Source organism: Halobacillus naozhouensis (genome assembly GCF_029714185.1).
Taxonomy (GTDB): domain Bacteria; phylum Bacillota; class Bacilli; order Bacillales; family Halobacillaceae; genus Halobacillus_A; species Halobacillus_A naozhouensis.
The window spans coordinates 2410606-2424084 of record NZ_CP121671.1 but is presented as its reverse complement, the minus strand read 5'-3'; the positions used below and the strand labels follow the sequence as shown (position 1 = coordinate 2424084).

The following is a 13479-nucleotide window of genomic DNA, read 5'->3' as shown; positions in this document are numbered from 1 at the left end:
GAGAGGTTCCTTAGAACTAATCAGTTGTACATATTATAAAAAGGAGGAGTTTAATCATGGCTAAATTTGAACTACCAGAATTACCTTACGCTTACGATGCACTAGAACCAACTATCGACAAGGAGACAATGAACATCCACCATACGAAGCACCATAACACGTATGTAACGAAGCTAAATGCTGCTCTTGAAGGACAGTCAACTCTTCAAGACAAATCATTGGATGAGCTTTTAGCGAATAATCTTTCTGCTGTCCCAGAAGATATTCGTACGGCTGTTCGTCGTAATGGTGGTGGACATGCGAACCACAGCTTGTTCTGGACTGTTCTTTCTCCAAATGGCGGCGGTGAGCCAACTGGTGAAGTTGCTACTAAAATCAACGATACTTTCGGTGGCTTCGACCAGTTTAAAGAGAAATTCGAAGCAACTGCCAAAGGCCGTTTCGGTTCAGGCTGGGCTTGGTTAGTAGTAAATAATGGCGAGCTTGAAGTCATTGACACGCTTAACCAGGATTCTCCGATCATGGAAGGTAAAACTCCAATCCTTGGTCTTGATGTTTGGGAGCACGCTTATTACCTGAATTATCAAAACCGTCGTCCTGACTATGTTGCAGCATTTTGGAACGTAGTAAACTGGGATGAAGTAGCGAAACGTTACGAAGCAGCTAAATAAGTCAGCTAGTTAAGAACGGCACGGAAATTTCCGTGCCGTTCTTTTTTGTATATCTGCTTCTGTTCTGCCAACACTAAGAACAGAATGTAAAGGAGATATACGACTATGATGAGAATGCTGAAGACTTGGCTTAATCAAGAGAATGTATCAAGAGATCTACTCCTTTTATTACTAATTGGTGGTCTGTATTCTCTTGGGATTTTTCTGTCGAGTACGTTTGTTAATATTTACTTGTGGAAACAATCGAACAGTTATTCTGAGATTGCTTTATATAATTTATGTATATATATTATGCAGCCTTTGACATTTATTTTGGCTGGAAAATGGACGAAACGGATAGATCGAGTCATCGTTTTGAGAGCGGGGGTAACCGTTCTCTCTTTATTTTTTCTAATGGTTTTAATAATAGGGGAGCAGGCAGCTTCGTATAATTTGTTTTTGGGCTCTCTGCTTGGAGTGGGTTATGGGTTTTACTGGTTAGCCTTTAACGTATTGACATTTGAAATTACAGAACCAGACACGAGAGATTTCTTTAATGGGTTTTTAGGGATTCTTCAATCGTTTGGTGGAATGACGGGGCCGCTTTTTGCGGGGTTTGTTATTTCGAGATTAGATAACTTTACTGGCTATACCGTGATTTTCGGTATTTCATTTACGTTGTTTATCGTTGCAGTTATAGTAAGTTTTGGATTATCGAGACGAAAGGCCAAGGGAAACTTTTCATTCAGAAGAATCATGGATGAAAGAAAAAATAATGACAGTTGGAATCGAATTTTACAAGCACATGTATCCCAGGGGTTTCGTGAAGGTACGTTCTTATTTGCTGTATCCATATGGATCTTCCTTTTGACGAAAAGTGAATTTTCACTAGGTGTCTTTAATCTGGTTTATTCTGGATTTTCGTTCTTGTTTTTCTTTTTAGTAGGCAAATGGGTAAGGCCACGATACAGGAAAAAAGCGATATTTTTTGCGGGATTGGCCTTGTCGCTTTCTGTGTTTTTGTTAATCATAAGTGACAGCCTTGGCCTGCTTCTTCTTTATGGTGCTATTGCGGGTATTTTCTTCCCATTCTTTTACGTTCCTTATGTGTCTTTGACGTATGATGTAATTGGGAAGTCCTGGAACGCTGGGGAAATGCGGATAGAATACATTGTGGTAAGGGAGATTTTCTTGGATGGAGGCCGGGTTTTATCAATTCTTACTTTTTTACTGGCCATTATGATCATTCCGCCTGAAACAGGAATACCATATATCCTGCTAATCGTAGGTGCTGGCCATTTACTCGTGTATTTCTTTATTAAAGATATCAACTTGAAAAAAATGAAATTTGTCCAGGAATGAAACTTTTTCTTCCGTGCTTCGACTATTATGGCAGGGGTATAAATGATATACTGTAATGTGGAACTTTGTTAGCAAGGGGAGAGGAAAAATATGGGGAAGAAAAAGAAAAAATCACATGTCCCTTTCCGTTTAAATATTATCTTTTTTGTTGTTTTCTTATTATTTGCAGCTCTAATCCTACAATTGGGGGTTGTTCAAATTTTAACCGGGGAAGCAGCACAAGAAAAAGTTAACCGCACGGAAAACACAACAACGACGATTCCAGTACCCAGAGGGGAAATGTATGACCGCTTTGGACGGCCAATTGTTGTTAATGAACCACTCTATTCGATTACATATACACCGCCAAAGGGTGTCCAGCCTAAAGACAAATTAAAACTTGCGAAAAAGCTGGCAAAATACATGGATATGGAATTTGAGGATGTATTAACTACACGTGATTTAAAAGAGTACTTTTTTCTGGAAAATGAAGAAGAGGTACGAAAACGTATAACGAAAGAAGAGGCAACAGGTCTTGATAATGGAGAAGTGTATCAACTTCAGTTAGATAGTATTAAAGAAGAAGAAGTAAACTCTTACGATGACCAAACGAAAGAAGTAATTGCGATTAAAAAGGAATTGGATAAGGCTTATGCTTTAGCACCACATGTTATTAAAAATGAAAACATTTCTAAAAAAGAATATTCTACTGTTGCAGAGCACCTGTCAGAATTGCCAGGCATTAATGTGACTTCTGACTGGGAAAGAGAATATCCTTTTGGGAATACATTTAAAAATTATGTAGGGGACATTACCAGTCGAGAACAGGGAGTGCCTCGGGAACGGTTAGAATATTACATGTCACTGGACTATAGTCGAAATGATCGTGTAGGAGTCAGTGGCCTAGAACAGCAATATGAAGAAGTGCTGCGTGGAGTAAAAGAAAAGGTTCAATACACGACTGACAGCAGCAATAATATTGTTGATTCTAAGGTAGTCAGACAAGGATCTCGAGGGAAAGATCTTGTGTTGACAATTGATATGGAGCTGCAGCGTAAAGTCGATCAAATCGTAAAAGAAGAGTTGATTTCAGCTGTTCAGCAGGCTCCATATGAAAATCGATTCTTAGAAAATGCCATAGTTGTCATGTCTGACCCGATGACTGGAGAAATTCTAGCCATTTCAGGTCAACATTATAATCATGACCGTGAAGATGGTGAAGAATTGGTGTCTAATTGGTCACATATGGCCGTCTATAATGCATATGCTCCAGGTTCAACCGTCAAAGGGGCGACTGTGCTGACTGGTTTTAACGAAGGCGTTATCTCCCCTTCCACCACAGTCTATGATCGTCCATTAAAGATTAAGGGAACAGACGAGAAGAGCTCTTATTCAACACTCGGTCCTGTAAACTATTTATCCGCTTTAAAAGAGTCTTCCAACGTGTATATGTTTTTCGTTGCTATTTGGATGGGCGGCGCTCACTATGAGAGAAATGCTCCTTTAGACTTACAGGATGATACTTTCAAACGGTTTTTATATAACTTCCAGCAATTTGGATTAGGTGTTGAAACAGGGATAGATCTTCCATTTGAAGCGACAGGTTTTAAAGGTGATAATCCTGGCCCTGGTAACATTCTTGACTTTGCGATCGGTCAGTACAGCACCTATACAGCTATGCAGCTAAATCAGTACGTATCAACAATCGCAAATGGCGGCAAACGCTTAAAGCCCAGACTAGTCAGTGAAATACACAACCCAAGCCGTGTCGGTGAGGGGTTAGGAGAAATTTATAAAGAGTACGACCCTAAAGTATTAAATACGCTTGAAATGAGCGATGAAAACATTGAACGAGTACAACGTGGGTTTCGTGAAGTATTTACAGGAGGATATCCACATGGAACAGCTTATAGTCACTTCAAAAATGTTGACTACAAAGCAGCTGGTAAATCCGGAACAGCAGAAACCGCAAAATATATCCCAATTAATGGGGGAGAAGATACGAAGGTTGTAAATACAGAAAACTTAGCCCTGGTAGGTTATGCCCCATATAATGATCCAGAAGTTGCGTTTTCTGTAATGGTTCCATACGTTGGTAAAGGAGCAAATACTCCGATAAATTATGAAATTGGACGAAAAATTTTAGATGCTTACTTCGAGTTGAAGGAAACACGCGCAGAAGAGGGAATCGACAAAAATCTTCTTTCAAAAGAAGAGGATGAAGAATGATGCACATATTGTGCATCATTTTTTTATGCAATTTTCCTCTCTTATTTACATAACCTTAACATTCTTTTCATATCTCCTTAAATTTATAGTTCTAGTATACAAAGTGAGAGCTGGCAAAGCTGGTTCCATATCATTTCAGAATTACTAGGGGGAGAAGAAATGAAAAGATTTAAACAAGCAGCATTGTTATCAGCATTTATTGTAATTATCGGCATGTTGGCAGCGTGTGGATCTGATGACAGTGCAAACGGTGAAAGTAGTTCCGGTGAGGGATCAACAGTGTCTGGCCCGATTACAATTGATGGGTCTTCTACGGTCTTCCCTATCATGGAAGCATTAACGTATCAATATCAAAAAGAGCATCCTGAAACGTCTCCAACTGTTAATAGCTCAGGCACTGGTGGTGGATTTAAAAAAGCCACTCGCGGAGAAATTGATCTAAGCAATGCTTCACGCGAGATCAAACCAGAAGAAAAAGCTATTGCAGAGGAAAATGGTGTGAGACTAGAGCCCCTTGAAATAGCTAAAGATGGTATTTCTGTAGTAGTTAGTCAACAAAATGATTTTGTGAAAAACCTTACAGTTGAGCAATTAAGACAAATTTTCTTAGAATCTTCAGATGCCAAAAAATGGTCAGATATTAATCCAGAATGGCCTGATAAAACCATTAAAATTTTCAGTCCAGGCCATGATTCCGGTACGTTTGATTATTTTAATGAAGTCATCCTTGAAGAAAAGCCATTGAAAGAGGGCGAAAATACAACTCTTTCTGAAGATGATAATGTGCTTGTCCGCGGAATCGCTAACGATCCGTATGCGATCGGATTCTTTGGTTATGCCTACTATGCAGAAAACAAAGACAAACTTAAAGTGCTGGGTATTGATAATGGAGAAGGGGAGCCGGTAAAACCGACGAATGAAACCATTCAGAGTGGTAAGTACACGCCACTGTCTCGTCCTCTTTACACTTACGTGAATGTAGAGTCCCTTAAGACGAAGCCACAGGTACTTGACTTCGTTAAATTCACCCTTAAAAATGCCGGTGAAGCAGCGAAACAGGTAGGGTATGTTGCTCTTCCAGAGGAACGTTATCAAGAACAACTTGAACAAGTGAAAAAGTGGGCTTCTGAAGAATAGATAAAACAGAAAATTTTCAGCTGAGGTGAGACGAAACATAATCGTCTCACCTCGGGTTATGGATGAAAGGAGTTTACCGATGGATAAACTTTTGCAGTCTGAGAGAACACAACTGAATATTCAACAGTTGATTGAACAGAAAAGACAGAGAAAGAGTTTTGCAGGTACGTTTGAGAAAGTCATTCCAGTCTTCTTATTCTTATGTGCATGTGTAAGTATTTTAACAACGGCCGGGATTCTGTTTACGTTATTAAGAGAATCGATTGGATTCTTTTCCGAGGTCAATATTGTTCAGTTTTATACGGGTACTAATTGGTCCCCATGGACAGGCGAGTTTGGGGTGGCACCTTTAATTGGAGGAACATTGCTTATCACTGCTATTGCTGCAATTGTAGCCGTGCCATTAGGATTGATGGCCGCGATTTACCTGAGTGAATATGCCAGTGATCGTGTAAGAAGAACCATTAAACCAATATTAGAAGTGTTAGCGGGAATTCCAACCGTCGTTTATGGCTTCTTCGCCTTGACTTTCGTCACGCCCATTCTTCAGTCATTCATTCCAGGATTGGGTATCTTTAACGCTCTTAGTGCGGGAATTGTTGTCGGAATCATGATCGTTCCAATGGTAGCTTCTCTATCAGAAGATGCTATGAACTCTGTGCCGAACAGCTTACGGGAAGGAGCTTATGGTCTTGGGTCTACTAGATTTGAGGTAGTCACAAAGGTCGTGCTCCCCGCAGCGCTTTCCGGCATAATTTCCTCAATTGTTTTAGCTATTTCTCGTGCAATTGGTGAAACGATGATTGTTACAATTGCTGCTGGGGCCACACCTAACCTTACATTTAATCCGACGGAGTCTATTCAGTCCATGACCGCCTTTATTGTTCAGGCTGCAACGGGGGATACGACTTATGGATCAACGATTTATTACAGTTTATATGCTGTCGGGATAACATTGTTTATTTTCACTCTATTAATGAACCTGTTATCTCAATATATTTCACGTAAGTATAGGGAGGAATACTAATGCTTGAGCGCAATAACCATTCGGTAAATCGAAACGTAAAGGGAAGATTGTGGCTCAACACTATTATGAAAACGGCATTTCTCTCAGCTACGTTGATTGGATTAATTTTTCTTGCCTTACTCATCTACCGTGTTCTGAATCAAGGAATTGGTTATTTGAGCTGGGATTATATTACAAGCTTCCCGGCACCGTTTCCGGAAGAGGCAGGGATATGGGCAGGTCTGATCGGATCGATTATGTTAATGGTAATTGTAGCAGCTGTTGCTGTTACCATTGGGGTTGCTACAGCGATTTATCTAGAGGAATATGCTTCTAAAAATAAATTCACAGAATTTATACGGGCAAATATTCAAAATTTAGCTGGGGTTCCTTCGATCGTATTTGGACTATTAGGACTTACTTTCTTCGTTTATATGTTCAGCGTTGGTTATCGGTTGTTAGCGGGTGGGTTAACGATGGCCCTACTGATCCTGCCTGTCATAGTCGTTGCCTCACAAGAAGCTATCCGTTCAGTTCCAAACGAATTAAGAGAAGCATCTTATGGAATGGGGGCCTCAAAATGGCAAACCATTGCTCGGATAATTCTTCCCGCTGCACTTCCAGGAATGCTTACGGGTACGATTATTGCGCTTTCCAGAGCAATAGGTGAAACTGCACCTTTAATCATCGTAGGGGCTGCAACGGCTATTTACACGTTACCAGATTCTCTGCTTTCAAAATACACTGTGATGCCGATTCAAATTTACAACTGGACAGGCAGACCACAAGAAGAGTGGCAGTATGTTGCAGCTGCTGGGATTATTGTATTGCTCGTTGTGTTATTGATGATGAACGCCATTGCAGTAGGCATTAGAAATAAATTTCAGAAACGCCTATAAATTATGATGCGGAGGGTTTCAAATGACAATTAAATTGGATGAAAGAAAAGACATGAAAACTACTACAAGTGTCAAAAACAGAACTAAGATAAACAATGACAAGAAAGAGGCTGGGGAAGAGAGCAAAATCTTTCAAGTATCGGACTTGAACTTGTGGTACGGTTCTGACCAGGCATTATATAAAATCAATATGGAAATTCCGGAAAAACAAGTAACAGCCATTATCGGTCCTTCCGGCTGCGGTAAATCAACTTATTTAAAAGCTCTTAATCGCATGGTAGAAATGGTTCCGATAGTTAAAACATCGGGGACCATTAAATATCGTGATAAGAATATTTATGAGGATAGATTTCATGTAGAAGATTTACGCGCAAAAGTAGGGATGGTCTTTCAAAAACCAAATCCATTTCCTAAATCCGTCTATGATAATGTTGCTTATGGTCCACGAGTTCATGGAATTAAGAAAAAGGAAGTACTTGATGCAATTGTCGAGAAAAGTTTAAAAGATGCTGCGATCTGGGATGAATTAAAAGATCGTTTAGATGAAAATGCCTACGGTTTGTCAGGTGGCCAGCAACAGCGTGTATGTATTGCTCGTGCTCTAGCTGTAGAGCCGGATGTCATCTTAATGGATGAACCGACTTCAGCGCTGGACCCAATTTCTACTTTGAAAGTAGAAGAGCTTGTTCAAGAGCTTAAGAAAAAATATAGCATCGTTATTGTGACACACAATATGCAGCAAGCGGCGCGTATTTCAGATAAAACAGCTTTTTTTCTAAATGGTGAGTTAATCGAATTTGCTGAAACGGGTGAACTGTTTCAAAACCCAAGCGATAAACGAACAGAAGATTATATTACAGGTCGTTTTGGATAATAATTAACTGGAAGGCAGGGGTTAGCATGCCGATTCGTGCTCAATTTGAAGAGGAATTACTAAGCATCAAAGACCAATTAAAGCAGCTTTCACTTGATGTTAAAGAGTCACTGGATACAGCAATTCATGTGCTTTACCAGGGAGACGTAAATAAAGCTAAAGAAATTATGGAAGATGACGCTTTTATAGATGCTAAAGAAGAACAAATTAATGAAGAAGCCATTTTAACCATTGCTAAACAACAACCTGTCGCAACAGATTTGCGACGATTGATTGTCGCCATCAAAATCTCATCTGATTTGGAAAGAATGGCTGATCATTCTACAAATGTAGCTAAGGCTACTATCCATTTAGGGGATAAACATGGGATAAAGATTAACCCTGAACTACGAGAGATGGCAGTAATGGCGATGGATATGGTGGACTTAGCTTTAAAAGCTTTCGAGCATGAAGACATTTCACTTGCTCAAAAGCTGGCTGGTATGGATGATGAGATCGATGAACTTTATGGGAAAATTGTTCATGAGCTGCTTGAGTTTACAGCCATTAATCCAGAACAAATACAGCATATTATGCAAATGGCGTACACTGCCCGATATATCGAGAGGTTTGCGGATCATGTTACTAATATTGGCGAAAGTGTCTTCTATTTAGTAAAAGGAAGAACATACGATTTAAATTAAAGAATCCAGTGATATAACTAAAGGCTGTCTCTTTTGAGACAGCCTTTTATTTTGAGGTAATAATATCAGCAGTTTGTTCTATTGTCATTCCCTTTGGAACTTCATATTCACCAATTTGTATGTAGCGACTGAGTTCTTGGTTGCGCATATATTCATCAAAGGCTTCTACATCATCAATCAATCCTGCATCAGCAAGCATTTGACTAATCTCAGTTGAACTCATGCCGGACGCTATCGAAAAAGTTACTTTTCCTGGCCGTTTTTCAGGAGTATCTGTCTTTTTAGTGGTTTCCTGAGTTGCCTTAGCCTCGTTTTTAACATTTTCGAGCTGTGCCTCAGTGAATATATGGTATCCATCACTTTTAAGTTTGCTGATCATATCATTTTCGGAAAGCTGCGGTGTCTTTCCGGACATTTCCCTTGGTTCCACCCAATAAAAAATACTTAACATAAGAGTTGCGGCCATTAATCCGATTGAAAATGATCGTACAGTTTGTTTCATTTGGAAAGTCCCTCATTCTTGAATTGGAGGACAATGGAATGTACGTCATATTCGTTTAAATTAGTTTTTTTAGCAATCTCTGCTAATGAATATCCTGATTGGTGCAAGTTTTCAATTTTAGCAACTAATGGCGGACTCTGCTGTTTAGATTGAGATTGCTTTAGAATCTCTTCCGTTAAATCGCTGGAGAGTAACTCCTCTTCCAGGACATTTAATTTTTTCTTCATTTGATAACTTTCTTGCATGTACTGTAAAGAAAGTTGTTCCACTTGATCTTCTACATCTCTAAGTCGGTCATTCATGAAAAATGACACAATAAATAATATCAGACCCACTGAAGCAAGTGTAATGATACTTGGGATCATTCTATTCACTCCTAACTCTTTTATTTATACCATAGAATGAGAAGGATATCTATGGTGTTTCTTAGATTAAGAACAAAAGCGTAAGCGCCCCGGTAGGCACTCAGAGGAAGTTCGACTACGAAATTTACTAGACGACAAGAAATATGTACTTGAAAGCTGTATAAACATTTGATATTATTATAAGGTCTGATTATTAGCATAGAGTTGAATTGAATCATGTTTGGAGGGATAAATCATGCGTGTAAACATTACACTTGCTTGCACTGAAACTGGTGACCGTAATTATATTACTACAAAAAATAAGCGTACCAATCCTGAGCGTCTGGAGCTAAACAAATACAGCCCGCGATTAGGTAAATATACGCTTCATCGTGAAACAAAATAAACAGCAGGAATTCTTCCTGCTGTTTTTTTGTACGCATAGAAAGGGGTCCTAATGGATAAAAGCGAATGGCGAACTAAAGGGAAGTCCCTGTTGGAGTCTTATTCCAAAGAGGAAAAAGGAAATATAGAAAAAGCGGTACATAATCAATTGTTTCAATCAGCATTATGGAAGTCGGCCGAAGTCGTCGCTGTTACGATTTCACTGACTCACGAGTGGTCCACACACCCTATAATAGAAGCGGCATGGGATCAAGGAAAGAAAATTGTCGTTCCCAAATGCGATCCAGAATTAAAAATCCTGACATTTTATGACTTGCAGAGTTATGAGCAATTAGAAGTTGTTTACTACGGATTACAGGAACCATCTCCTGCTAAATCACAAGCTATTGAGAAAAAAGAGATTGATCTGCTGATCGTACCAGGGTTAATCTTCGATCGAAAAGGATACCGAATTGGCTTTGGAGGAGGGTTCTACGACCGCTTCCTTGCTGATTTCAACGGAGTCACGGTTTCGCTAGTATCTGAAAAACAAGTAACGGAAGAACTGCCTTCTGAAGGGTTTGATATTCCCGTTCAGCATATTATTACCGAAGAGAACTGGCTGACGATTTAGTAAAAAACTTTCTCAAATTACCTAAGAATAATCACGGCCAGATGGAGCACAATAATCGTAAATGAAAATGAGGTGAGTGAAATGACTCGCATATTGACATGGATGGTTATTGTTTTCTCTTTGGGGACATTGCTTTATCGTTGCCGTTATAAAGTTTTTGACGTGTTGTCAACTGTGCCGTATTTAAGGCACTGGCTTATTCAGCAAACTATGAGCATGCCGTATGTAAGAAGGAAGTTTCTTTCTAATATGTTTAAATGAAACCGGACTGTCAGATCAGCTGACAGTCCGGTTTTGATTTTACAATACAACTTATTAAACAGGGGTTTCGCTTCATCGAAGGGCATCGTGCTATGATAAGGGTTAGCAAGGAGGGGAAAATTTGTATATTAAACAAGATTATTTTTTATGGAAGATTGCGCAGGATCTTGTCGACGGACAAAATTTCGAGGTATTACATGTAAATAAGAACAGTAGTGAAATATGGCTTGAAAAAGATATAAAGGGTAAAACACATGTTTTCCGGCTATACCATGCTCAGTTTGATTGGCGTAGCCAGTTAGTCCGCGATTTGGAAAACATTCATTTACAAATCAAGCAAAATCGGCGTTTGTTTCGCAATAGAAAAATAGTGGTTCACTGTCTCTACATTTCTCAATACCCTCCAGTTGACGAATGGGAGAAGATTAATAAGGACCAACTTCCATTAAATACAAATATTGTTTATTTAGATGATGACCATAAACGAGAAGGAATTTATAACTTATACAACGATTTAGGAATAACGCCCCCTGAATGGTCACTAGAATTAAGCGAACATGACGCAGAAACGCATGTTCATTACTTGAAAGATCATATGGAAAGAAGTCAACGTAAGAGAAAGCATGATACGCAGGCCCTATTCACTTATGGAAAGCCGTTGCTGACCTACGTGCTTCTGGCTGTTAATATACTAATGTACTTATTTATTGAGTTTACAGGCAGTTCGACTTCAATTATTACACTGATTGAATACGGAGCCAAGTATAATCCTGCTATTGTCAGCGGTGAATGGTGGCGTATCCTGAGTTCAATGTTTCTTCATATTGGAACTCTTCATCTACTTATGAATATGTTGGCACTATACTACTTAGGTACAGCTGTAGAACGAATTTATGGTACGTTTCGGTTTACATGGATTTATTTTATGGCAGGTATTTTTGGCGGAATAGCCAGCTTTATGTTAAATCCTCAAGTTGCTGCAGGCGCTTCCGGGGCCATCTTTGGCTTGTTCGGTGCCTTGTTATATTTTGGTGTGCATCACAAAAGGTTGTTTTTTCGAACAATGGGTTATAATTTATTTGTTGTTATCGGCATAAACATTGCTTTTGGTCTGCTCGTGCCGCAAGTTGATAATGGAGCCCACATGGGAGGATTAATAGGCGGGTTTATTGCTTCTGCTATATGCAATCTTCCTAAAAAGAGACAATGGTTCCTCCAAAGTCTGTCCGTCTTGATTTACACGGCAGCGATTGGAATGATGATCGTTTTAGGGATTCAACAGGTGGATAATCGGTCTTATGCCCTCATTGAAGTTCAACTGTCTCAAAACTTAATTGAGGAACAAAATTATCGAAAAGCCATCAACCTGACAACAGAGGCTCTTGAGAAACCCGGTAATTACCAAGCCGAATTACTTTTCAATAGGTCCTATGCTTATACAAAAACCGAACAATACACTAAAGCGATCGAGGATCTTGCCCAAGTCATTGCTTTAGATCCTGAGTTTGCAGAGGCCCATTTCAATTTAGCACTGCTTTACCGACAAGCAGGTATGATGGATAAGGCTGAAACACATGCAAATAAAGCTTCACGTTTAAAACCTGAACGTGAGCAGTTTCAAGATTTATTAAAAAGTTTTGATCAATAATATTGGATGAGTTGATGTTTAGTTCCCGCATCGTCCTCATATAGAACGATTAAATGCTTCCCGTTTTTGTCTAGAAGCAGAAGAGGGATATAGCTTTGGATAGGATGCTTGGTTTGCGAGTCTTCAATCCCGATCACATAGTTTTTGTACAGTCCTTCCCAAAGTTGGCCAAGTATTCGGTCAAAATCGGCTGCTGTCGTACCTGGAAAAGGATGATCTTTACTAAAGGCGGTAAGACCTGTTAAAGGAACGTGTATATATTTCTCTCTTGGGATCTGATAATGATGAATAAGCTCGTCCCACTGTGCTTCTAACTGCTGTTGAATCGCATGGTCCAGTTTGTTTGCCCATTCTTCCTCTTCATCTGACTGAGGCTCTTGGAAGGCTTCTTCTTTTGAATGTGGAGAGTCAATAAGGTACAGAGTATCGTTAGATGTAGCTTGGATGCTTTTTATCTCTCCGTTATTCTCATGAATTTCACCGTGGTGAAAGGAAATCGCCTCATACTTTTTACTATCTTCGCTTTGAAGGATTGATTCTTTTTCTATGTGTTGAGCGTTTTCTTCCCATTTATTCACTACGCCTTTCAATCGACCATTTACATATAAAAGGGAGACATCCTGGCGTAAATACATCGTTTCATTACTAGCAGAAGATATGGTCCATCTAATTTGGTCATTTTTTTCATCATTGGAAGTCGTAATAGTAGTCTGGGCCTCGATGAAGTGATGAGTTTCATCAATCGGAAAGTATTTAATAACCGCCAGATCTTCGGAACTCATAAAGAAATAAGAGAATAAGATGGCTAGAAATCCTATAATGGCGAACATCCATATGTGTTTCATGTCGAGCATCTCCTTCTTTGAAAAATTCGTAAGTAGTTACTG

General features: G+C 39.3%; 14 protein-coding genes. 11 read left to right on the top strand and 3 right to left on the bottom strand.

Going from position 1 to position 13479, the window contains the following annotated elements; all coding sequences use genetic code 11:
* Nucleotides 1-56 precede the first annotated feature (56 nt).
* The 8 genes from P9989_RS12745 to phoU all read left to right on the top strand — a co-directional run bounded on the left by P9989_RS12745 (nucleotide 57) and on the right by phoU (nucleotide 8819).
* Nucleotides 57-671 (top strand): superoxide dismutase, encoded by a 615-nt coding sequence (locus P9989_RS12745; RefSeq protein WP_283075288.1) that lies wholly within the window; start codon nucleotides 57-59, stop codon nucleotides 669-671.
* Between the two features lie 105 nt (nucleotides 672-776).
* Complete coding sequence (locus tag P9989_RS12740) at nucleotides 777-2012, top strand: MFS transporter (protein ID WP_283075287.1); 1236 nt, start codon at nucleotides 777-779, stop codon at nucleotides 2010-2012.
* A 90-nt stretch (nucleotides 2013-2102) separates the two neighbouring features.
* Nucleotides 2103-4220 carry a peptidoglycan D,D-transpeptidase FtsI family protein gene (locus tag P9989_RS12735; RefSeq protein WP_283075286.1) on the top strand — a complete coding sequence of 706 codons (2118 nt, stop codon included), beginning with the start codon at nucleotides 2103-2105 and terminating at the stop codon, nucleotides 4218-4220.
* A gap of 159 nt (nucleotides 4221-4379) precedes the next feature.
* Nucleotides 4380-5357, top strand: coding sequence for a PstS family phosphate ABC transporter substrate-binding protein (locus tag P9989_RS12730; RefSeq protein ID WP_283075285.1), 978 nt, complete (start codon nucleotides 4380-4382; stop codon nucleotides 5355-5357).
* A gap of 79 nt (nucleotides 5358-5436) precedes the next feature.
* On the top strand, nucleotides 5437-6384 hold the full coding sequence (pstC, locus tag P9989_RS12725; RefSeq protein ID WP_283075284.1) for a phosphate ABC transporter permease subunit PstC: 948 nt from the start codon (nucleotides 5437-5439) through the stop codon (nucleotides 6382-6384).
* Nucleotides 6384-7262 carry a phosphate ABC transporter permease PstA gene (gene pstA / locus P9989_RS12720; RefSeq protein WP_283075283.1) on the top strand — a complete coding sequence of 293 codons (879 nt, stop codon included), beginning with the start codon at nucleotides 6384-6386 and terminating at the stop codon, nucleotides 7260-7262. The genes pstC and pstA overlap by 1 nt, the downstream gene beginning before the upstream one ends.
* A gap of 22 nt (nucleotides 7263-7284) precedes the next feature.
* Complete coding sequence (pstB, locus tag P9989_RS12715; protein ID WP_283075282.1) at nucleotides 7285-8136, top strand: phosphate ABC transporter ATP-binding protein PstB; 852 nt, start codon at nucleotides 7285-7287, stop codon at nucleotides 8134-8136.
* Nucleotides 8137-8162: 26 nt separating this feature from the next.
* Nucleotides 8163-8819: a phosphate signaling complex protein PhoU gene (gene phoU / locus P9989_RS12710; protein ID WP_283075281.1), complete on the top strand. Its 657-nt coding sequence runs from the start codon at nucleotides 8163-8165 to the stop codon at nucleotides 8817-8819.
* Nucleotides 8820-8865: 46 nt separating this feature from the next.
* On the opposite strand, the gene P9989_RS12705 is transcribed toward phoU, so the two are convergent.
* Complete coding sequence (locus P9989_RS12705) at nucleotides 8866-9321, bottom strand: MltG/YceG/YrrL family protein (RefSeq protein WP_283075280.1); 456 nt, start codon at nucleotides 9319-9321, stop codon at nucleotides 8866-8868.
* Complete coding sequence (locus tag P9989_RS12700) at nucleotides 9318-9686, bottom strand: hypothetical protein (RefSeq protein WP_283075279.1); 369 nt, start codon at nucleotides 9684-9686, stop codon at nucleotides 9318-9320. The genes P9989_RS12705 and P9989_RS12700 overlap by 4 nt, the downstream gene beginning before the upstream one ends.
* A gap of 235 nt (nucleotides 9687-9921) precedes the next feature.
* Here P9989_RS12700 and rpmG point away from each other — a divergent pair, with 235 nt between their 5' ends.
* The 3 genes from rpmG to P9989_RS12685 all read left to right on the top strand — a co-directional run bounded on the left by rpmG (nucleotide 9922) and on the right by P9989_RS12685 (nucleotide 12592).
* Nucleotides 9922-10071, top strand: a complete 150-nt coding sequence (gene rpmG / locus P9989_RS12695) for a 50S ribosomal protein L33 (RefSeq protein WP_079530279.1) — start codon at nucleotides 9922-9924, stop codon at nucleotides 10069-10071.
* Between the two features lie 51 nt (nucleotides 10072-10122).
* A complete protein-coding gene (locus P9989_RS12690) occupies nucleotides 10123-10683 on the top strand; it encodes a 5-formyltetrahydrofolate cyclo-ligase (RefSeq protein ID WP_283075278.1) in 561 nt (186 codons plus the stop codon).
* Between the two features lie 382 nt (nucleotides 10684-11065).
* Complete coding sequence (locus tag P9989_RS12685) at nucleotides 11066-12592, top strand: rhomboid family intramembrane serine protease (protein WP_283075277.1); 1527 nt, start codon at nucleotides 11066-11068, stop codon at nucleotides 12590-12592.
* Here P9989_RS12685 and P9989_RS12680 read toward each other — a convergent pair.
* The gene (locus tag P9989_RS12680; protein ID WP_283075276.1) at nucleotides 12586-13437 is read right to left on the bottom strand and encodes a hypothetical protein; all 852 of its coding nucleotides are present in this window, start codon (nucleotides 13435-13437) and stop codon (nucleotides 12586-12588) included. The genes P9989_RS12685 and P9989_RS12680 overlap by 7 nt on opposite strands.
* Between the last annotated feature and the right edge of the window lie 42 nt (nucleotides 13438-13479).

Coding starts and splice junctions, on each gene's coding strand:
- P9989_RS12745 (WP_283075288.1), top strand. CDS start 57: ATGGCTAAATTTGAACTACCAGAATTACCTTACGCTTACGATGCACTA.
- phoU (WP_283075281.1), top strand. CDS start 8,163: ATGCCGATTCGTGCTCAATTTGAAGAGGAATTACTAAGCATCAAAGAC.
- P9989_RS12735 (WP_283075286.1), top strand. CDS start 2,103: ATGGGGAAGAAAAAGAAAAAATCACATGTCCCTTTCCGTTTAAATATT.
- P9989_RS12690 (WP_283075278.1), top strand. CDS start 10,123: ATGGATAAAAGCGAATGGCGAACTAAAGGGAAGTCCCTGTTGGAGTCT.
- P9989_RS12680 (WP_283075276.1), bottom strand. CDS start 13,437: ATGAAACACATATGGATGTTCGCCATTATAGGATTTCTAGCCATCTTA.
- pstC (WP_283075284.1), top strand. CDS start 5,437: ATGGATAAACTTTTGCAGTCTGAGAGAACACAACTGAATATTCAACAG.
- P9989_RS12700 (WP_283075279.1), bottom strand. CDS start 9,686: ATGATCCCAAGTATCATTACACTTGCTTCAGTGGGTCTGATATTATTT.
- P9989_RS12730 (WP_283075285.1), top strand. CDS start 4,380: ATGAAAAGATTTAAACAAGCAGCATTGTTATCAGCATTTATTGTAATT.
- rpmG (WP_079530279.1), top strand. CDS start 9,922: ATGCGTGTAAACATTACACTTGCTTGCACTGAAACTGGTGACCGTAAT.
- pstA (WP_283075283.1), top strand. CDS start 6,384: ATGCTTGAGCGCAATAACCATTCGGTAAATCGAAACGTAAAGGGAAGA.
- pstB (WP_283075282.1), top strand. CDS start 7,285: ATGACAATTAAATTGGATGAAAGAAAAGACATGAAAACTACTACAAGT.
- P9989_RS12740 (WP_283075287.1), top strand. CDS start 777: ATGATGAGAATGCTGAAGACTTGGCTTAATCAAGAGAATGTATCAAGA.
- P9989_RS12705 (WP_283075280.1), bottom strand. CDS start 9,321: ATGAAACAAACTGTACGATCATTTTCAATCGGATTAATGGCCGCAACT.